Source organism: Paraburkholderia mimosarum LMG 23256 = NBRC 106338 (assembly GCF_000739815.1).
Lineage (GTDB): Bacteria > Pseudomonadota > Gammaproteobacteria > Burkholderiales > Burkholderiaceae > Paraburkholderia > Paraburkholderia mimosarum.
The window spans coordinates 55600-75776 of the sequence record NZ_BBJJ01000003.1 but is presented as its reverse complement, the minus strand read 5'-3'; the positions used below and the strand labels follow the sequence as shown (position 1 = coordinate 75776).

Annotated in this window: 17 protein-coding genes and 1 pseudogene; 4 read left to right on the top strand and 14 right to left on the bottom strand. The window is 67.1% G+C overall.

What is annotated here, in order from left to right:
* Positions 1 to 53 precede the first annotated feature (53 nt).
* The 3 genes from BMI01S_RS03915 to BMI01S_RS03905 are packed head-to-tail and all read right to left on the bottom strand — an operon-like array spanning position 54 to position 4565.
* Positions 54 to 1202, bottom strand: coding sequence for an acyl-CoA dehydrogenase family protein (locus BMI01S_RS03915; RefSeq protein WP_028230662.1), 1149 nt, complete (start codon positions 1200 to 1202; stop codon positions 54 to 56).
* Positions 1203 to 1212: 10 nt separating this feature from the next.
* Positions 1213 to 2421: an acyl-CoA dehydrogenase family protein gene (locus BMI01S_RS03910; RefSeq protein ID WP_028209641.1), complete on the bottom strand. Its 1209-nt coding sequence runs from the start codon at positions 2419 to 2421 to the stop codon at positions 1213 to 1215.
* Between the two features lie 20 nt (positions 2422 to 2441).
* Positions 2442 to 4565: a 3-hydroxyacyl-CoA dehydrogenase NAD-binding domain-containing protein gene (locus tag BMI01S_RS03905; protein ID WP_028230661.1), complete on the bottom strand. Its 2124-nt coding sequence runs from the start codon at positions 4563 to 4565 to the stop codon at positions 2442 to 2444.
* A gap of 147 nt (positions 4566 to 4712) precedes the next feature.
* Between BMI01S_RS03905 and BMI01S_RS03900 the strand changes: the two genes are divergently transcribed.
* Positions 4713 to 5621: a LysR family transcriptional regulator gene (locus tag BMI01S_RS03900; protein ID WP_028230660.1), complete on the top strand. Its 909-nt coding sequence runs from the start codon at positions 4713 to 4715 to the stop codon at positions 5619 to 5621.
* 6 nt (positions 5622 to 5627) lie between these two features.
* Here the strand turns inward: BMI01S_RS03900 and BMI01S_RS03895 are convergent, their stop codons facing one another.
* The 11 genes from BMI01S_RS03895 to BMI01S_RS03845 all read right to left on the bottom strand — a co-directional run bounded on the left by BMI01S_RS03895 (position 5628) and on the right by BMI01S_RS03845 (position 17487).
* Positions 5628 to 6044 (bottom strand): Na+/H+ antiporter subunit G, encoded by a 417-nt coding sequence (locus tag BMI01S_RS03895; RefSeq protein ID WP_042288359.1) that lies wholly within the window; start codon positions 6042 to 6044, stop codon positions 5628 to 5630.
* A gap of 11 nt (positions 6045 to 6055) precedes the next feature.
* Positions 6056 to 6331: a K+/H+ antiporter subunit F gene (locus tag BMI01S_RS03890; RefSeq protein ID WP_028209638.1), complete on the bottom strand. Its 276-nt coding sequence runs from the start codon at positions 6329 to 6331 to the stop codon at positions 6056 to 6058.
* Positions 6325 to 6819 carry a Na+/H+ antiporter subunit E gene (locus BMI01S_RS03885; protein WP_028230659.1) on the bottom strand — a complete coding sequence of 165 codons (495 nt, stop codon included), beginning with the start codon at positions 6817 to 6819 and terminating at the stop codon, positions 6325 to 6327. The genes BMI01S_RS03890 and BMI01S_RS03885 overlap by 7 nt, the downstream gene beginning before the upstream one ends.
* A 1-nt stretch (position 6820) precedes the next feature.
* Positions 6821 to 8503, bottom strand: a complete 1683-nt coding sequence (locus tag BMI01S_RS03880; protein ID WP_028230658.1) for a monovalent cation/H+ antiporter subunit D — start codon at positions 8501 to 8503, stop codon at positions 6821 to 6823.
* On the bottom strand, positions 8500 to 8853 hold the full coding sequence (locus tag BMI01S_RS03875; protein ID WP_028230657.1) for a Na+/H+ antiporter subunit C: 354 nt from the start codon (positions 8851 to 8853) through the stop codon (positions 8500 to 8502). The genes BMI01S_RS03880 and BMI01S_RS03875 overlap by 4 nt, the downstream gene beginning before the upstream one ends.
* Positions 8853 to 11654 carry a monovalent cation/H+ antiporter subunit A gene (locus tag BMI01S_RS03870; protein ID WP_028230656.1) on the bottom strand — a complete coding sequence of 934 codons (2802 nt, stop codon included), beginning with the start codon at positions 11652 to 11654 and terminating at the stop codon, positions 8853 to 8855. Before BMI01S_RS03870 ends, BMI01S_RS03875 begins: the two co-directional genes overlap by 1 nt.
* A gap of 305 nt (positions 11655 to 11959) precedes the next feature.
* Entirely contained in the window at positions 11960 to 12445 is a 486-nt protein-coding gene (locus BMI01S_RS03865; RefSeq protein WP_063619591.1) for a hypothetical protein, read from the bottom strand.
* A gap of 192 nt (positions 12446 to 12637) precedes the next feature.
* Positions 12638 to 14347, bottom strand: coding sequence for a lactate permease LctP family transporter (locus BMI01S_RS03860; RefSeq protein ID WP_028230655.1), 1710 nt, complete (start codon positions 14345 to 14347; stop codon positions 12638 to 12640).
* A 91-nt stretch (positions 14348 to 14438) separates the two neighbouring features.
* The gene (locus tag BMI01S_RS03855) at positions 14439 to 15899 is read right to left on the bottom strand and encodes a LutB/LldF family L-lactate oxidation iron-sulfur protein (protein ID WP_028230654.1); all 1461 of its coding nucleotides are present in this window, start codon (positions 15897 to 15899) and stop codon (positions 14439 to 14441) included.
* A 62-nt stretch (positions 15900 to 15961) separates the two neighbouring features.
* Positions 15962 to 16696: a LutC/YkgG family protein gene (locus BMI01S_RS03850; protein ID WP_028230653.1), complete on the bottom strand. Its 735-nt coding sequence runs from the start codon at positions 16694 to 16696 to the stop codon at positions 15962 to 15964.
* Entirely contained in the window at positions 16693 to 17487 is a 795-nt protein-coding gene (locus tag BMI01S_RS03845; RefSeq protein ID WP_028230652.1) for a (Fe-S)-binding protein, read from the bottom strand. Before BMI01S_RS03845 ends, BMI01S_RS03850 begins: the two co-directional genes overlap by 4 nt.
* A 253-nt stretch (positions 17488 to 17740) precedes the next feature.
* Here BMI01S_RS03845 and BMI01S_RS03840 point away from each other — a divergent pair.
* From BMI01S_RS03840 to ppk2, 3 genes and pseudogenes are all read left to right on the top strand, one after another.
* A pseudogene (locus BMI01S_RS03840) lies at positions 17741 to 18403 on the top strand (FadR/GntR family transcriptional regulator); the annotation flags it as partial.
* 363 nt (positions 18404 to 18766) lie between these two features.
* The gene (locus tag BMI01S_RS03835) at positions 18767 to 19147 is read left to right on the top strand and encodes a VOC family protein (RefSeq protein ID WP_036017664.1); all 381 of its coding nucleotides are present in this window, start codon (positions 18767 to 18769) and stop codon (positions 19145 to 19147) included.
* Between the two features lie 89 nt (positions 19148 to 19236).
* Positions 19237 to 20172, top strand: a complete 936-nt coding sequence (gene ppk2 / locus BMI01S_RS03830) for a polyphosphate kinase 2 (RefSeq protein ID WP_028209629.1) — start codon at positions 19237 to 19239, stop codon at positions 20170 to 20172.
* The last annotated feature ends 5 nt before the right edge of the window (positions 20173 to 20177 follow it).

Sequence of the window (20177 nt, the reverse complement as noted above, 5' to 3'; positions counted from 1 at the left end):
GGGTTCGTCGAGGAGGGAAGGGTGTGCCTTCGCCTCGTCCTCCTCATACAGGCTCAGGCCGCCACGCGCGCGAACGCGATATAGCGTGCGAGATGATGATCCTCATCGCCGAGCTGATGATCGATCATCACGAGTCGCTTCGCATAGTGCGAGAGCGGCAACTCCCACGTCATGCCAATGCCGCCGTGCAGCTGGATCGCCTCTTCGGCCACGCGCGCGCCAATGCGCCCGATCGTGTACTTCGCCGCCGAAAGCGCGCGCTCGCGTTGCGCGCGTGGCGCGTCGATGGCCGCTGCCGCGTTGATGACCGCCGAGCGCGCCTGCTCGATTTCGAGCAGCAGGTCCGCCATGCGATGCTGCAACGCCTGGAAGCTGCCGATGGCCACGCCGAACTGCTTGCGCGTGCGCAGGTACTCGAGCGTGAAGTCGCGCGCGACGTCCATTGCGCCCACGGCTTCCGCCGCCAGCGCGAGGAGGCCGTAACCGCGCGCGTGCTCGAGCGTCGCGAAGCCGCTGCCTTGCGCGCCGACGAGTGCATCGGCACCGAGCTTGACGTTGTCGAGCGTCACTTCGCCCGCGCGTCCGCCGTCGATCCTGCGATAGCCGCGCACGCTCACGCCCGCGGCCTCGCGCGGCACGAGGAAGAGCGAGATGCCGGCTTCGTCGAATTCGCCACCGGGGTTGTCGAATGCGGTGCGCGCCGAAACGAGCAGGACGTCTGCATGTTCCGCGTGCTGCACGACGCCTTTCGCGCCTCGCAGCACCCAGCCCGCGCCGTCCTTTTCCGCGCGCGTCGTGACGCGTGCGTCCTCGTAATGCGAGCCCGGCTCGTCGTGCGCGAGCGCGGCGATCTGCGTACCGTCGATGAACGACGCGATGCGCGCACGCTGCGCCTCGCTGCCCGCATGCGCGAGCGCACGGCCGACGATCAGCGTATCGAGGAACGGCTCGATCACGAGCGCGCGCCCGAGCGCTTCGAACACGACGGCGACATCGAAGCCCGCGCCGCCAAAGCCGCCGTCGGCCTCGTCGAACAGTGCGCCGATCACGCCCAGTTCGGCGAACCGCCGCCACATGTCGGCACTGAATCCTGCCGTGGAGCGCGCGATTGTATCGCGTGTATCGAAACTGTACTGTTCGGCGAGGAAGCGGTTGAGCGTATCCGCAAGCATGCGGCGGTCTTCAGTGTGCTGGAAGTCCATGGCGAGCCTCTCAAAGACCGAGAATCATCTTCGAGATGATGTTTTTCTGGATTTCGTTGGAGCCGCCGAAGATCGACAGCTTGCGGTTGTTGAAGTACTGCGCGGCGGCGCTGGCGGCTTCGTCGGGGCCGATCGGCTCGCCCGCATAACCTTCTTCGAGCGCTTCCTCGACGAACGGCGCCGCGTAGGGGCCCATCGCGCGGCGCAGCAGCGACGAAATCTCCTGGCGGATCTCGGTGCCGCGAATCTTGAGCATGGAGCTCTCCGCGCCCGGCACGCCGCCGCCCGCCACGGCGGCGATCACGCGCAGGTTCGTCGTCTTCATGTTCTCCAGGTCGATCTCGACCTTCGCGACGCGCGCCGCGAATTGCGGATCTTCCGCGAGCGGCTTGCCGTTGCGCGTGACGCGTTGCGCCGCGCGCTTAAGACGGTCGAGCGCGGCCACGGAGAAGCCCACGCCCGCGATATTGGTGCGCTCGTAGGTGAGCAGATACTTCGCGTACGTCCAGCCCTTGTTCTCTTCGCCAACCAGGTTCGCCGCCGGCACGCGCACGTCGGTGAAGAACACCTCGTTGACTTCGTGTTCGCCATCGAGCGTGATGATCGGCCGCACTTCGACGCCCGGCGAGTTCATGTCGATCAGCAGGAAGCTGATGCCCTCCTGCTTGCGCACGTCGGTCGCGGTGCGCACGAGGCAGAAGATCATGTTCGCGTAATGGCCGAGCGTGGTCCACGTCTTCTGGCCGTTCACCACGTAGTGGTCGCCGTCGCTATCTTTTTTCAGCACCGCCGTCGTGCGCACCGAAGCGAGGTCGGAACCCGCGCCCGGCTCCGAATAGCCCTGGCACCACCAGTCGGCGCCGTCGAGAATGCGCGGCAGCCAGTAGCGTTTTTGCGCCTCGCTGCCGTACTTGATGAGCACCGGGCCGAGCATGTTCACGCCGAACGGCACGATGCGCGGCGCGCCCGCAATCGCGCATTCGTTTTCGAAGATGAACTTCTGCACGGCGCTCCAGCCGGGGCCGCCATACTCCCTCGGCCAATGATTCGCGAGCCAGCCCTTTTCGTTGAGGATGGCATGCCATTGGGCCATGTCGTCGCGCGTGAGGCGTTTGCCGTTACGCACCTTGTCGGCGATGCGCTGCGGCAGACGCGCCGCGAGGAACGCGAGCACCTCGCTGCGGAACGCTTCTTCCTCGGCGGTGAATTTCAGGTCCATGTGCCGGTGCTCCGTGCGTGTCAGGCCGATTGATTGAGGCTCGCGAAATTCTCGCCGCGCTCGACGAGTTCGACGAGCAGCGGCGAGGGGCGCCAGAAGATCGGGTCTTCCTTAGCGTACTCGCGGATATCGGCGAGCACGTTGGCGAGCCCCACCGTGTCGGCGTATTTCATGGGGCCGCCGCGATAGCGCGGGAAGCCGTAGCCGTAGAGCAGCGCGACGTCCACGTCGAGCGGGCGCAGCGCGATCTTCTCGTGCACGACGTTCGCGCCTTCGTTGATCATCGCGGCCATGTAGCGGCGCATGATCTCTTCGTCGGTGAAGCTGCGCGGCTCGACACCGGCGCGCTCACGCTCGCTGCGGATGATCGCCTCGACTTCGGGATCGGGCGTGCCGGTGCGCGCGCCTTCGGGGTAGAGATAGAAGCCGCGGCCCGTCTTCTGGCCGAACCAGCCGCGCTCGCAAATGCGGTCGGCAATCTGCACATAGCGCGCCTTCGGGTCGCGCGTGGCGGCGCGGCGCTTGCGCGCGGCCCAGCCGATGTCGCCGCCCGCGAGATCGACCACCTGGTACGGGCCCATCGGAAAGCCGAATTCGCGCACGGCCTTGTCGATCTGGTACGGCGAGGCGCCGTCTTCCATCAGATGATCGGCGGCCGTGCGAAACACCGCGAGAATGCGGTTGCCGATGAAGCCATCGCACACGCCCGCGCGCACGGGCACCTTGCGCAGCTTCTTCGCCAACTCGAACGCGGTGGCCACGACGTCGGCACTCACCTGTTTCGGCACCACGATTTCGAGCAGCTTCATGATGTTGGCGGGCGAGAAGAAGTGCAGGCCCACCACGTCCTGCGCACGCTCGATGCTGCCCGCGATGGCGTCGATGTCGAGATACGAGGTGTTGGTCGCGAGCACGGCACCCGGCTTGCAGACGCGGTCGAGTTCGGCGAATACGGCCTGCTTCACGGCCATGTCCTCGAACACGGCTTCGATCACGAGATCGACGTTCGCGAGGGCGTCATACGAGGTGCTGCCATTTAAGCGCACGAGAATCTGGTCTTTCGCTTCCGGCTTCATGCGGCCCTTGGCGATCAGGCCGTCGTAGACCTTCTCCACGTGCGCGCGGCCGCGAGCGAGCGCGGCGTCGTCGCGCTCGATCATCGTCACGGGCAGGCCTGCGTCGAGCACGGCCACGGCAATGCCCGCGCCCATCGTGCCGCCACCGACCACGCCCACCGATTCGATCGCGCGCGGCTTCGCGCGCTTCGTTTCGGGGGCCTTCTGGACTTCGCGCTCGGCGAAGAACGCGTGCACGAGGCCCGCGCGCTGCGGGCTTTCGAGACATTCGACGAACTGCTTGCGCTCGAAGCGCAGACCTTCGTCGAACGAAAGATCGAGCGCGGCCTGCACGCAATCGACGATCTTCAGCGGCGAGAAGAGGCCGCGCGACTTCTTCGCGGTGTCGGCGCGCGCGGCGTCGATGGCGGCTTGCGCGGCGGCGCGGTCCGCGAGCGCCTGCGCGTCGCGCGTGCGGCGCACCGGTGCCGCGCTCGCGAGCAGTTCCTGCGCGTACGCGAGGCCTTCGGCGAGAACGTCGTCGCTCGCGCCCACACGATCGACGAGTCCGAGCTTGAGCGCTTCCTGTGCGCTTGCGTGGCGACCGCTGAGCATGAGCGAAAGCGCGGCTTCGGCGCCGATCAGGCGCGGCGTGCGCTGCGTGCCGCCTGCGCCGGGCAGCAGGCCCAGCTGCACTTCGGGCAGGCCGAGCTTCGCGCCCGCCACGGCAAGCCGGTAGTGCGCCGCGAGGGCCACTTCGAGGCCGCCGCCGAGCGCCGCGCCGTGAATGGCGGCGATCACCGGCTTGTGGCACGCCTCGATGCGGTTGCACACGTCGGGCAGCGCGGGCGGCTGAGGCGGCTTGCCGAACTCGCGAATGTCCGCGCCGGCGATGAAATTGCGCCCCGCGCCGACGATCAGCACCGCCTGCACGGCGTCGTTCGCCTCGGCGTGCTCGATGGCGGCGGCGAGGCCGCGGCGCACATCCACGCCCAGCGCATTGACGGGCGGATTGTCGACGGTGACGAGCAGCACCTTGCCGCGCAGTTCGTGGGTGACGGGCGAGGCGTTCAGCGGATCGGATGCCATGGGATGCTGTCTCCAGAATGAGGGCCGGACTAGGGCGCCAGGCCGCAAGTGTTCTATGTTCGGGTCGATTCTCGGCGCGTCAGGGCTAATTGACAATCCCATCGTTGATTGACAGACTGTCAAAGAACCTTTGACAGCGAACTTGCCATGGACGTCAATGCGCTGACCCTGCTCGTCGAAATTCTCGACGCGGGCAACCTGAGCGAGGCCGCTCGCAGGCTCAAGATGAGCCGCGCGAACGTGAGCTATCACCTCAATCACCTGGAAAAGTCGATCGGCTTGCAGCTCGTGCGCCGCACGACGCGCCGCGTCGAGCCGACCGAGATTGGGCTTAAGCTCTACGAGCACGGGCGCGCCATCCAGAACGCGCTGCTCGCGGCGCGCGAATCGGTTTCCACCCTGGGCCAGAGCCTTCAGGGGCGCGTGCGCCTGTCGGTGCCGAGCGGCTATGGGCAGCTCGTCATGTCGGACTGGCTCATCGAGTTCAAGCGCCTGTATCCCGGCATCGTGCTCGACGTGATGTTCGAAAATCGCGTGGAAGACCTGCTGCGCGACGAAGTGGATATCGCCGTGCGCGTGATGCACGAGCCGCCGCAAAATCTCGTGGCGCGCGACATGGGGCCGGTGAAGTACATCGCGTGCGCCTGCACGGCGTGGGCCGAGCGGCACTGCATGCCGCAAACCCTCGAAGATCTCGCGCGCGCGCCCGTCATTACGGCAACGGTGGTGGGGCGGCAACTGCGCCTTGCCGGCTATCTGAACGAGGACCGGCACGAGGTGCTGCTCGAGCCATCGATCATTTCGGAGAACTTCCTGTTTCTGCGCCAGTCGATTCTCGCCGGCCTCGGGGTGGGCATCGTGCCCGACTACGTGATGCATGACGACATCCGCCAGGGCGCGGCCGTCACGTCGCTCGATGCGTGGCGTTTGAGCATCTTCGGCACGCACATGTACATGCTCTACATGCCGAACCGCCACCACACGCGGGCGGCCTCCACTTTCATCGATTACGTGCTGGGCGAGGCCCGCAAGACCGGGCGCGGCGCGGCCGCGTGACGGGCCTCACGCGTCGCGCGCCGGTTTCTCATCCATGCTTGCGTCTTGCGCGCGTTCGCCGCTTGCGTTAGCGCTGGCGCTGGCGCTGGCGCCGGTGACGGCCGGCCGTCCGCGCGTGACGGCCGAAATCGCAACCCGCTGCTGAATGCCGGCCTTGGTGAGCATGTGGGCGCTGATGGGCGCGGTGAGAAACAGGAACGCCGGGATCAGCACTTCGTGAAGGCTGGCGAAATCGCTATGCGCGCTGAAATAGACCACGGAAGCGAGCACGACGCCACCCACGCCGAGTGTGGTCGACTTGGTCGGGCCATGCAGGCGCATATAGAAGTCCGGAAGGCGTGCGAGGCCGATCGCGCCGATCAGCGTGAACGCGCTGCCCAGCAAAAGCAGCACGCAGACGATGGCTTCGATGAAGGTTTGCATGACGAGCCCCGCTAGTTCAGTTCGATGATATCGCCGCGCTGCAGGTACTTCGTGAACGCGACCGTCGCGACGAAGCCCATCACCGCAATGAGCAGCGCGATCTCGAAGAAGACCGTCGAGCGCAGCATGATGCCGTAGACGACGATCAGCGCGATCGCGTTGATGTTGAGCGTGTCGAGCGCGGCGAGCCGGTCGGGCAGCGAGGGCCCGCGCACGAGGCGCACGAGCGTGAGCAGGAAGGCGAGCCCGAGGATCGCGAACGACACCGGAATGACGATGGCTAGCATGCGAAGATCTCCATGAGCGGGGCTTCGTAACGGGACTTGATCGAGGCGATGAGCGCAGCTTCGTCTTCGAGGTCGAGCACGTGCACGACGAGGCGAGTGCGGTCGTCGGCGAGTTCGGCGCACAGCGTGCCGGGGCTCAGCGAAACGATGCTGATGAGCGCCGTGAGCGCGATTTCGTGGGTGCTGTCGAGCGGCACTTCGATGAACGCGGGGCGCAGGCGCTTCATCGGGCCGAGCACGAGCAGGGCGACTTCGAGATTCGCCACGAGGATGTCGTAGAGCACGTGCCCGAAGAGCCGCACGAGCAGCCACGGTTTGCCGAAGCGCACGGGCGTGAGCCACAGGCCTTCGCCCACGCGGAAGGCGATTGTGGTGCCGAGCACGAAGCCGAGCAGCACGTTGCCGGGCGAAACGTCGTTCATCAGCAATACCCAGCAAACGAGCAGTACGATCGTGAGCCAGGGGTGCGGAAAGAGCCTCTTCAGCATTTCAGCTTCCTCCGCCCTGCGAGGGTTGCGGCGCCTGCGCGGGCAGGATCGCCTGGACGTAGGCTTCGCGGTCGAGCAATTGCGCGGCGGTGGCGTCGAGATAGTGCTTGAGCGGGCCCGCCAGCACCGTTGCGGCCACGACGCCCGCGAGCAATAGCGCGCACGCGCCGAGTTTGGCGCGGCTGCCGTGCGGCGCGACATCGGGCGCGCCTGTGTAAGCGCGCGATGCGGGGATCGCCCACAAGAGGCGCGTGCCGGTTCGACTCAGCGCGACGATCGAAAGGAGGCCCGAGAGCAGCACGGCGGGCCACAGCACGAAGGCCTGCGAAAGCGGTGTGGCGGCGAGCACCATGGCCTTGCCGAGAAAGCCCGACAGCGGCGGCAGACCGACCGCGCCCACGGCTGCCGCGAGATAGAGCATGCCTGCGGCGTTCGAGGGCCACGGCGCGGGCTTCTTTTCCACATCCACCGCTGTCGGCGGCGTCGTCACCGGCTCCTCGTCGGCCTCGGGCGTGATGGCGGGTGCGGTGGCGTCATCGAGCGATTCGAGCGAAGCGGGTTCGCGCGTTTCGGCGGCGGCCGCCACGGCGACCGGTTCGATTGTTTCGGACTCCAGCGTATCGGCGAGCAGGAACAGCGCGCCCGTGCATAACGTCGTGCTGATGAGATAGTAGAGCAGCGCACTCCATGCGAGCACGGTTTGCAGCGTCACGGCGGCGATCAGCAGGCCGACGGAGACCAGCACGAGAAAGCCCGTCGTCGTCTTGAGGCTCGACACCGCCAGCGCGCCGAGCGCGCCATAGACGATCGTCGCGATCGCGAGCCACCATGCCCAGTCATGCATGAACGCGTCGAGCATGCCGCCCGAGCCCGCGGGACCGCCCGCTGCACCGAACACGAGCGCGTCGCAACGCAGCATCGCGTAGATGCCCACCTTGGTCATGATCGCGAACAGCGCGGCCACCGGCCCGATTGCGCTGCGATACGCCTGCGGCAACCAGAACGACATCGGGAACACGGCCGCCTTGAGGCCGAACACGAGCATGAGCGTCGCGCCCGCGAACCGGGCGAGCGGCAGCGAGGCGACGTCCAGATGCGCGAGGTGCTCACCCATTTCGGCCATGTTGAGCGTGCCCGTGAGCCCGTACAGCACGCCCAGCGCGATCAGGAAGAACGACGAGCCCACGAGGTTCAGCAGCATGTAATGGAGGCCATTGCGCACGCGGCGGCGGCCGCCACCGTGCAGCAGCAGCGCGTAGGAGGCGATCAGCAGCAGCTCGAAGAACACGAACAGATTGAAGAGGTCGCCCGCGAGAAACGCGCCGTTCAGGCCCATCAGCTCGAACTGCACGAGCGCGCGATAGTAGCGCCCGCGCCGCGCGTCCGCGCTCGTCGTGCCGAGCAGACAGCAGCACGCGAGGAGCGCGGTCAGCACGAGCATGAGCGCGCCGAGCCGGTCGATCTGCAGCACGATGCCGAAGGGCGCCGGCCACGCGCCGAGCGCATAGCTGGAAATCCCGCCTTGCGCCGCGTGTTCGGCGAATGCCACCGCGAGCGGCAGCAGCGCGAGCGTGGCAATTACGTTGATCGCACGCTGCAGGCGCTTCGCGCGCAGCGGCAGCGCAACGATCGCGCCGGCGGCAAAGAGCGGGATCAGGATCGGGAGGACGAGAGCGTGGTTCATTCGCCGCGCATCTCCGTGCCGATTCGTTGGCGCGTGCCGCCATCGACATGGTCGGTGCCGTCGATCGCGAGCGCGCGCAGCGCGAGCACGACCGTGAAGGCCGTCATTGCGAAGCCGATCACGATGGCGGTGAGCACGAGCGCCTGCGGCACCGGGTCGGCATATTGTCCGCCTGGCGCGATCACGGGCGGCTTCCCGGTGGAGAGCCGGCCCATGCCGAGCAGGAACAGGTTGATCGCATACGAGAACAGCGTGATGCCGAGTATCACCGGCAGCACGCGCGCGCACAGCAGCAGGTAGATGCCGCAGGCGCAGAGCACGCCGAGCGTTATGGCGAAGGCGGCTTCCATCAGCTTTTCTCCACGTGTTGCATGTCCTTGTCGCGCACGCCCAGATGCGAGACGATCGTGAGCGTCGTGCCGACCACGGCGCCGAGCGCGCCGAGGTCGAACAGCATGGCCGTGCTCAGCTCGATTTCGCCGATCAGCGGCAGATGCAAATGGCCGAACGCGCTCGTGAGGAACGGCTGGCCGAGCACGATCGCACCGGCACCCGTTGCGGCCGCAACGAGAATGCCGAGGCCGGCCAGCGCGCCATAGCTGATGCGGATGCGCGACTCCGTCCACAGCACGCCGCTCGCCACGTATTGCAGCAGGAGCGCGATCGATATCACGAGCGAGGCGATGAAACCGCCGCCCGGCAGATTATGGCCGCGCAGGAAGATGAACACGGCAACGAGCGTGGTGAGCGGCAACATGAGGCGCGCCAGAATGGCGAGCAGCAGGGGGTGCGATTGCGAGGACCACGGCAGGCCGCCCGGCCCGGTGTCGGGCGCTTTCAGGCGCAGGCCGCGCAGCAGCCCCTTCACGGCGAGCCCTGCCACCACCAGCACGCTGATCTCGACCATCGTGTCGAAGCCGCGGAAGTCCACGAGAATCACGTTCACGACGTTGTGACCGCCACTGCCGGGCAGCGCGTTCGCGAGAAAGTACCGGCCCACGCCGGCCACCGGCGCGCGCGTCATGACGGCGTACGCCACCCCGGCGATCATTGCGCCGCCGGCGACGGCGAGCACGGCGTTGCGCACCCGCGCGGTCAGGGACTCTTGCGCGCGCTGCACGACAGGGAGGAAGTAGATGGCGAGCACGAGCAGCAGCACGGTCACCACTTCCACGGAGATCTGCGTGAGCGCGAGATCCGGTGCGGAAAAGCGCACGAACGCGAGCGTGACGAGCAGCCCGCAGGTGCTCAGCATCACGAGCGCGTAGAGCGTATTCGCGCGAACGAGCACGACGCCCACGGCCAGCAGCGCCATCAGCCCGAGGCCGATAAGCGTGATCGCGTCGAGCGGGACCGAACGGTACGCGCCATCTAGCGAGGGCAGCGCGAGCAGCGCCGCGCCTGGCACGATCAGCATCGCGGCGATCATCCAGGCAAGATACGACGGCAGCGAGCGCGTTTCGAAGAGGCTCACCACAACGGCGGCCGCTTTCTCGAGTTGCTGGACGAAGCGGTCGAAACCTTCGCTCGCGTTCATCTCGGAGAGCCGCGAACGATGATGGCGGAACGCGTCGCGGCGAAAGAAGAACAGCAGCGCGCCGCCGACGAACGACACGCCGCTCATGAGCAGCGGCAGATTGATGCCGTGCCACAGGCTCAGGCTGTAGGAGGGCACGACGCCGCCCAGCGCGACCCACGCGGCGGAATCGAGCATCCGTCCGATGGTCCGCTCCGGCAGGAGCCCGACCAGCAGACAGATCACGACGAGTATCTCGACGGGCAACTTCATGAAGCGCGGGGGTTCGTGCGGCGGATAGTGCGGGAGGTCGTGCGGCGTCTCGCCGTCGAAGAACACGCCCCACACGAAGCGCAGCGAGTAAGCCACCGAGAGCCCGGCGGCGATGACGGCGAGTGCGGGGATGACCCAGTTGAAATCGCCGAGCAGCCCTTGCGCGAGCGTTTCGCCGAAGAACATCTCCTTCGAGAGGAAGCCGTTGAGCAGCGGCACGCCTGCCATGGCGAGCGACGCCACGCTGGCGAGCACGGCGGTATGCGGCATGAAGCGCCTCAATCCGCGCAGACGGCCAAGGTCGCGCGTGCCGGTTTCGTGGTCGATGATGCCCGCGGCCATGAAGAGCGAGGCCTTGAATACCGCGTGATTGAAGGTGTGAAAGAGCGCCGCGACGGTGGAAAGCTGCGTGTCGAGGCCGAACAGCAGCACGATGAGTCCGAGATGGCTGATGGTCGAATACGCGAGCAACCCCTTGAGATCGCGCTGCACGAGCGCGAGCGCCGCGCCGCTGGTGAGCGTGACGAGGCCGATCAGGCTCGTGGCATAGAAGAACCAGTCGGTGCCTTCGAGCACCGGGTAGAAACGCGCGATGAGGAAAACGCCCGCCTTCACCATGGTCGCCGAATGCAGATAGGCGGAGACGGGCGTGGGCGCCGACATGGCGTGCGGCAGCCAGAAGTGAAACGGGAATTGCGCCGACTTCGTGCAGGCCGCAAAGAGCACGAGCAGCAGAATGGCCGGATAAAGCGGATCGCGCTGGACTGTGCCCGCATGCGCGAGCACCACGCCGAGATCGTAGCTGCCGCATACGCGGCCGAGCAGCAGCACGGCGGCAAGCAGCGCGAGTCCGCCCGCACCCGTGATGGTGAGCGCCATGCGCGCGCCGCGCCGCGCTTCGGGGCGCGACGGCCAGAAACCGATCAGCAGGAACGACACGACGCTCGTGAGTTCCCAGAAGATCACGAGCAGCAGGAGATTGTTCGACAGCACGACGCCGAGCATCGCGCCCATGAAGAGGAGCAGCAGCGCATAGAGGCGCGGCAGCGAATCGCTGCCCGCGAGGTAGTAGCGCGCGTAAATGAAGACGAGCAGGCCGATCGCGAGCACGAGCAGCGCGAACATGAACGAGAGACCGTCGAGCCGCAGCGAGAACGAGAGGCCGAGCTGCGGGATCCATTCGGCCTGCCATTGAAGCACGCCGTGGCTGGCCATGCCCACTCGTTCGCTGCCCAGCAGGCCGAGCCCGAGAAGTGCGGCTGCGAACGCGATCCAGGTGCCGGAGGCGGGCGCGTGACGTCCCGCGAACGCGACGAGCGCCGCAGCGACGAACGGTAAAACGACGAGCCACCCCATTGCCATGCGCACTCCCCCGGAATCCCACTGGGCGGCGCGCCGGCGCGCCGCAGTTCACGATCATAGCCGCAATCGGGGACGGAGTTCATTCATGTGGCATGGATGCACACGCGCGGCGCTCCATGCAGTGCAGCGGGTCAGGCCATCTCGCAGAGGGTCTCGCGACGCATCAGCGATTCGAGCGGGTGTGGCGATGGAAAGGCCATTGACGTGGTGGGTGTACGCCTCGCTCAAGCGCATGGCGTCCACGTCAAAGCTGCCCTTCGGCGGGGCACGCCGCGCGAAGAGCCGGCTGTATTACGCTCGATCCATCACATCGGCCAGACGACGGTCTCGTGAGCGCGGGTCGTCTTGCCGATGTCCACCGTGCGCCGTTCGGTATTGCCGTCGTGGCTCGCGGTCACGATGTAGCGGCCATCGGGAATCGAAACGAGCATGAACGGGCCGCGCGTGCGCGTGGAGAGAAGGGGGTTGCCATGCATGTCGGCGATCTTCACGGGGACGTCCGCGAGATACTCGTTGCCGTCCGCCGAGTGCTGTGCGAATTCGAGCGAGAGCGGGTATCGAGGCATCGCCGCCTTGAATGCCGCGGACTGGTCGCTGCCGATGCCGCCCGAGACATACGCGATGTCGCCCATGTGCTGCGCGGGCGGGAGGACGCCGGCGGTCGCGGCCGTGTCGTTTGCGCTTGCGCCGTTCGTCCCGGTTGCCGGGGTAGCCGCCCACGCGCCCGGTGTGCCGACCACCACGGCGAGCGCGAGCGCCGCGCCGATCCACGGAGTTGAACGTGCTTTCATTTTTGACCTCCATCGTTTCGTTGACCGAATGCCGGCGCGAATGCGTGCCGGATGAATAGAGGGTAGGCAGGGCGGCTTAAAAGTGCCTTAAAACAAGGTGTTTTCGCTTCGGCCCGTTGCAGGCGAAAAAGCCGGTGCCCGCATACGGCGGGCACCGGCTTTCATTACGGCGCGTTGCAAGCGACTTCGCGATTACTGCGGAATCATGCCCGTGAGCACATAGGCCTGTATCAGCGTCACCACGCCCACCACGGCAGCGAAGAACAGGCTGTGACGCAGCGTGAAGCGGAACAGCGACGACTCCTTGCCGACGAGGCCCGTTGCCGCGCACGCCACCGCGATCGACTGCGGCGAGATCATCTTGCCGCTCACGCCGCCCGAGGTGTTGGCCGCCACGAGCAGGGTGTCCGACACGTTGATCTGGTGCGCCGTGGTGTGCTGGAGCGAGCAGAACAGCGCGTTCGACGAGGTATCGGAACCCGTGAGGAAGACGCCGAGCCAGCCGAGGAACGGCGAGAAGAACGGGAACGCGGCACCCGTGCCGGCTAGTGCTAGCGCCAGCGTCGACGACATGCCCGAGTAGTTCGCGACGAACGCGAAAGCGAGCACGAGGCCGATCGAGAGCACGGGGCGGCGCAGCTCGCCGAGCGTCTCGAAGAACGCGGCCACGGCCGCACGCGGCTTCATGCGCAGCAGGATGGCGGAAAGGATCGCCGTGATCATGATCGCGGTGCCCACGGCGGAGAGCCAGTCGAGCTTGAACACGGCCTCATAGGGCTTGGGCGACGCGACGATCGGCGCCGTGCGGACGACGAGCTGGTCGAGCCCCGGCACGTGCAGGCTCAGAACGGTGCCGGCGAGCGGCCCCTTCGCTGCGAAGAGCGCCTTGAACGGCTTGAGGCTCCACACCGTCACGATGGCGGTGAGCAGGATGAACGGCGACCACGCGCGCACGGTTTGCGCGACGCTGTACGGCGAAGCCTGGCGGCTCGAGGCCGCCATGCGCGACCCGCCGATACCACCGCCGAAGCCGCCGAGCGCCACCGCGCCGCCGCCAACCCGCACGTTCGCGCCTTGCGCGGCACGGCGCGGCTGCCACACCTTGAGGAACGCGGCGAGCGCGACGAGGCTCACGAGCGCCGAGGTGATGTCCGGCAGTTCGGGTCCGATGTGGTTGGACGTGAAGTACTGCGTAACAGCGAAGCTGCCGCCCGCGACGAGCGCGGCGGGCCAAGTTTCCTTGACGCCGCGCTTGCCGTCCATGATGAAGACGAGCCAGAAGGGCACGAAGAGCGACAGCAGGGGCAGCTGGCGGCCCGCCATCGCGCCGATCAGGAACGGGTCGATGCCCGTTACCTGGCCCGCGACGATGATGGGAATGCCCATCGCGCCGAACGCGACCGGCGCGGTGTTGGCGATGAGGCACAGGCCCGCGGCATAGAGCGGCTCGAAGCCGAGGCCGACGAGCAGCGCCGCCGTGATCGCCACAGGCGCGCCGAAGCCCGCCGCGCCTTCCAGGAACGCGCCGAACGAGAAGCCGATCAGCAGCAGTTGCAGGCGCTGGTCATCGGTGATCGAGAGCACCGAGGCGCGGATGACTTCGAACTGCCCCGTCTTCACGACGATCTTGTAGAGGAACACTGCGGTGACGATGATCCACGCGATCGGCCAGATGCCGTACGCGAAGCCGAAGCCCGCCGAGGTGAGCGCCTGGCGCACGGGCATGCCGTACTCGAAGATCGCCACGGCGAGGGCGAGCAACAGCGTGATCGCCGCGGCGACGTGGCCCTTCATGCGCAGGCCGGCGAGCGCGACGAAGAAAAACAGAATGGGAACGGCGGCTACGAGCGCGGAAAGCCATAGACTGCCGAGTGGGATATAGGTCTGGTGCCAGGGTTGCACTTCGGTCTCCTCCGATAATGCGGGTAGAAAATGTATCCGTGGTCGTCAGGCATGCTTTGGGATTTGTTTCGCATGCCGGATCAACCGGGCGCTATTGCGGCTGGTCGCGCTCGCGCAGCAGGTCGTGCAGGCTGCGCGGTGCGGGCTTGAGCGGCGTTCGATGCTGGGTCCAGCCCATCTGCTGCGAGGGCGCGAGGCCGCGCAAGCGCGTGACGGCCCAGCGCAGCGCGCGATACGCGCGCGGGTGCGCGAACGCGCCGCTCCAGAAGCGCCAGATGAACTGCTCGCTCCTGCTGTGATTCGCGCCTTGTCCACGCAGCGGATGCGCGACGCTTTCCTCGGGGTCGCGGTTCGCTTCGGTGCGCAGTCGCACGAGCAGTTGCGGAATCGGAATGCGTACCGGACAGACTTCGCCGCACGCGCCGCACAGGCTCGATGCCGTGGGCAGTTCGGCGGTCGCGTCGAGCCCGAGCAGATGCGGCGAGATGATCTTGCCGATCGGGCCCGGGTACGTCGTGCCATAAGCATGCCCGCCAATGCGCGCATACACGGGGCAGTGGTTCATGCACGCGCCGCAGCGGATGCATTGCAGCGTGGCGCGCAATTGCTCGTCGGCGTAGGCCTGGCTGCGGCCGTTGTCGAGCAGGACGAGATGCACGTGGCGCGGGCCGTCTTTTTCGCCTTCGCGGCGCGGGCTGCTGATCAGGTTGAAATACGTCGTGATCGGCTGGCCCGTTGCCGAGCGCGTGAGCAGGCTCGAAAGCGGCACGATGTGCTCGAGCTTCGCCACCACTTTTTCCATGCCCATGATCGCGATATGCACGTCGGGCACCGTGGTGGAAAGGCGGCCGTTGCCTTCGTTCTCCACGAGCCAGAGCGTGCCCGTGTCGGCGGCGGCGAAGTTCACGCCGGAGAGGCCGATCTGCGCATCCACGAAGGCGCGGCGCAGCGCGCGGCGGCCCGTTTGAATGAGCGTGTCGACGTCTTCGGTGTACGGCGTATCCGGAATGTGCTCTTCGAAGAGATGCCCGATGTCGCCCTTCGTCTTGTGGATGGCGGGCATGACGATGTGCGAGGGCTTCTCGCCCGCGAGCTGGACGATGTACTCGCCCATGTCGGACTCGATGCAGTCGACGCCGCGCTCCGCGAGGTAATGGTTGAGCTCGATTTCCTCGCTCGCCATCGACTTGCCTTTGATCACGCGCGTGGCCGCATGCTGCCGGGCGATGGCGTGAACGATGCGGTTCGCCTCGTCGGCGGTTTCGGCCCAGTGGACCTCGATGCCGTTGGTGCGCAGTCTCGCTTCCAGTTGCTCGAGCAATTCGGGCAGGCGCGCGAGCGCGTGCTGGCGCACCGCTTCGCCGAGGTCGCGCAGGGCTTCGAGCTCGTCGGCTTCGGGGAACTGCGCGGCGCGCTTGCCTTGCAGGAAGTCCATCGCGCCGCGAAAGCTCTTGCGCAGTTGCGGGTCGTCCAGCGCCGCGCGTGCGCGCTGACGGAATTGCTCGGTCGGCACGAAGTGGAGCGTGTTTTCCTGGCCTTGGGCGCGGGGCATCTGCGGGATCGCTGTCGTGCTCGTGCTCGTGCTCGTGTTCGTGTTCGTGTTCGTGTTCGTGTTCATTGGGCGGCTCCGGGCTGCGCGCTGGCAACGCCTGTGTCATCGGTCACGATCACGACCCACAGTGCGCGCGGGCCATGCGCGCCATAGGCCGTGGTCTGCTGGATGTCCGAGGTCTTGGACGGTCCAGAGATCATCACGAGATTGGTGGGCATTCCCTCGCTCCAGCGCTCCGCCGCCACGGCGGCGTGCAGGTCGGCGTGCAGCGTGCGCGCGTGGATCAGCGCGATGTGCAGCGGCGGCACGAGCGAGACCGTGCGCGGCGCGTTCGCGTCGGGCGCGACCACGAGCGTGCCCGTCGCCGCGAGACCCGAACGCGCGACCGTGAAGCCCGCGTCGACGGTGTCGAAGAGTTCGGCTTTCCACTGCTCGATCGGCTGTGCGTAGCTGCGCGCCTGCACGGCGGCGGGGAGCGCCGCCGCGAGTGCCTGGCCTTCGGCGCATGCGGTGTCGAGCAGCAGGCTGCGCACGCCCGCCGCGGCGAGCCGCTGCGCGAGCTCGGCGGCCCAGCTCGCGGCGTCGGCGCGGATCAGCTCGGCGTGTGCGGCTTCGAGCATCTGCTGGAACTGGGCGATACGCTCGTTCAGCGCAAGCGGCGCGTGTGCGCGGCGCGCGGCGAAATGCGCGTCGATGCTCGCATCGAGCGCCTCGACCGTCGTGGCAGGCGCAGCCGGCGCGTGGCTGCGCAGGCGTCCTAACATGCGCGAGCGCGCACTCGTCGTGTCGAGGCTCATGCGGCCTCCCCGCCGGTGCGGCGCCAGAGGAACGAGGCGAGGTGCTCCACAGCGAGGGGCGCGCCTTTGTGCGCCGCCGCGTGGCCGATGTTGAGCAGGCAGCCGCAGTCGGCGGAAACGAGGCGCTCGCAGCCGGTCGCGCAGGCGGAGGCGATCTTGTCGGCGACCATCGCGCCGGAAATGTCGGGATGCTTGAGCGAGAACGTGCCGCCGAAGCCGCAGCACTCCGACTCGCGTTCGTGCTCGATACGCGTGACGCCCGGCAGCGCATCCACGGCTTCGACGCCGTGCACGCGCGTGCCCATCTCGCGCCGCGCCCCGCATGAGGTGTGAAGCACGATGCTTTCAGTGGCCTGCCCGTCGGAACCCTTGGCAGCGTACGCACTGAAATCCACGTTCAGCACGCGCACGAGGAACTCGGTGAGCTCGTACACGCGCTCCGAAAGCGCCGCGGCGCGCCGGGCGTTCGCGGCATCGTCGTCCAACAGCGTGGGCCAGTGGTGGCGCATCATGCCCGCGCACGAGCCCGAGGGCACGATCACGGGCCACGGATTTTCGAAGAGGCCGAGCTGTGCGAGCGCCACCTCGCGCGCCTGGCGCGGGTTGCCGCTGCTGTATGCGGGCTGGCCGCAGCAGCTTTGGCTGCGCGGGAAATGGACCGTGAGGCCTTCGCGTTCGAGCAGCTTCACCGCGTCGAGGCCGGCTTGCGGCACGAACAGGTCGACGAGGCAGGTAGCAAACAGATAGACGTCGGTGGGGCGCTTTGCGCTGGGGTATTGCCGTGGCTTCATGTCTCGCTCCGGTGTCCTGGCGCGTTGGTGCACGCCGTGTAGCGCCCGCTGAGCCTGTGCGACCGCCTGGGTTGGCGGGATCCGCAGCTTGGGGAAGGGCGCTGGTTTGAGCGCATAATTCCCGCTTCGGGCGCGCGGTTCAAACTGGTTGGACCACGGCCGCCCTGGACAGCGAAATTCGGGGACGGCACGGGGTGGCATGGCTATGGCAATGAGGAGCAGGGCAGGCTCGCGCGGACGCGTGGAAACCGTGATGCGCCAGATGGAGACGTCGCTGCTCGACGGCACCTGGCGCGCGGGCGCGAAGCTGCCTTCGGAGCGCGTGCTCGCGGTGGAATACGAGGTGGCGCGCAATACGGTGCGCGAGGCGATCCAGCGGCTCGCCGCGCGCGGCCTCGTGCAGAGCCGCCCGGGAGCGGGCGTGTTCGTCACCGACCAGTTGCGCACGGGGTTTGCTTCACCATGGGGACAACTCGTGGCCGATCATCCCGCCTTGCGCGACGACATCCTCGAATTCAGGCGCGTGCTGGAAGGCGCCACCGCCTGGTTCGCGGCGTTGCGCGCGAGCGACGACGAGCTTGCGCGCATCCGTGCGCTGATGGAGGAACTGGAGCGCACGCGGCGAGTGGACGACAAGGCTGCGGAGGCCGACGCCGACGCAAAACTGCACGAGGCGATTGCGCAGGCCTCGCACAACGCGATGTTCCTGCACCTGCATACGAGCGTGCTGGGCGTGTTGCGCGAGCACATCACGATCAACGGCACGGGGTTGCGCGTGCAGAACGAGGACGCGCCCGACCGGTTGCTGGAACAGCACCGGGCGCTGTGCGACGCGATCGCCGCCCGGCGTCCCGAGGAGGCGCGCACGGCGATGCAGACGCACATCGACTTCGTGCGCACGCGGGTAGGCGAGGAGATCGGCTGGCCGGAAAGTGGTCCAACCAGTGGCGATGCGGTGCCGGCGCCGGCGTGGCCGGACAGTGGGCGCAGGACCAGCGGCGGGCGCGCCCCGAAATCGTCGAATGCCACGGATGTCGACGAAACCCGGGAAAAGCGCGCCAAGGGGAGCCGCAGCGCGAGCGCTACGACGCGCGAGGCGCCGGGGGGACGAACCATGGATGGAACGCGCACGCGGCGCCGTCCGCCGTCTGGCGGCAGCTGAATCGCTTTTGCCAGGCGACGATCGCTGCGCTGCGCCAGTACAGCGGCCGTGGCCCGCGAACGCTGCTAAAGTCGGCTGATCGGGCCGCGAAGCCCCAGGCAAAGGCTGGAGGGAGATATGAACGAGCGCGCCGCGCAGATCCTGTCGTTGAGCGCCGTGACGCTGACCGTCAGCGACGTCGCACGCTCGGCGCCCTTTTACGCGGCGCTGGGCTTCGTGCGCAAAGCCGGGCCTGCCATGCCGGGCTTCGCATCGTTCGAGCTGGGCGGCGCGGCGGGCGTCTGCTATCTGAACCTGCTGGAAGGTGCGCATGGCGCGGTGAGCGGCTGGGGGCGCGTGATTTTCCACGTCGCCGACGTCGATGCCTTTTACGCCCACGCCCTGGCCGTGGGAGCCCAGCCCGAATTCGCGCCGCGCGACGCGCCGTGGGGTGAGCGCTACTTCCATCTGCTCGATCCGGACGGCCATGAACTGAGCTTCGCGAAGCCGCTCGCGTGAGCCGCCGCGAGGCATTTGAAATATTCGTGACACTCGCCGCGCCGATAGTGGCGCGAGTTGTCAGCATACCGACCAAGGAGAGAGTCGCCATGAATGAAATCGACCGCGCGCTGGACGCCGAACTGCGGGATTCCGAAGTGCATCGCCGCCGGCGACTGGACGAAGAGCTCATCGATGCGTACGACGAAGAACTCGAAATGGAGGTCGACGATCGCCTGCAGGAAAGCGGCCTGCAGATCAGCGACGAGGCGCGCGCGCTGCGCCGGGTCTACTTCCGCGAGCTGATCCGCCTGCAAGGCGAACTCGTGAAGCTGCAGGACTGGATCGTGAGCACGGGGCACCGGCTCGTCGTCATCTTCGAAGGGCGCGACGCGGCGGGCAAGGGCGGCGTCATCAAGCGCATCACGCAGCGCCTGAACCCGCGTATGTGCCGCGTGGCCGCGCTGCCCGCGCCGAACAACCGCGAGCGCACCCAATGGTATTTCCAGCGCTACGTGCAGCATCTGCCGGCCGGCGGCGAGATGGTGCTGTTCGATCGCAGCTGGTACAACCGCGCGGGCGTGGAGCGCGTGATGAACTTTTGCACCGACGATGAATACGAAGAATTCTTCCGCTCGGTGCCCGAGTTCGAAAAGATGCTGGTGAGGAGCGGCATCCAGATCGTCAAGTACTGGTTCTCGATCACGGACGACGAGCAGGAAGTGCGCTTCCAGAGCCGCATCGAAGATCCGCTCAAGCAGTGGAAGCTCTCGCCGATGGACCTCGAAAGCCGCCGCCGCTGGGAGGCCTACACGCACGTGAAGGAGGTGATGCTGCAGCGCTCGCACATTCCCGAGGCGCCTTGGTGGGTCGTGCAGGGCGTGGACAAGAAGCGTGCGCGCCTGAACTGCATTCACCATCTGCTGACCCAGGTGCCGTATCACGAGATCGAGCACCCGCATGTCACGCTGCCGGCGCGCGTGCATCATCCCGACTACATTCGTCAGCCGGTGCCGCAGGACATGTTCGTTCCGGAGATCTATTGAGGTGT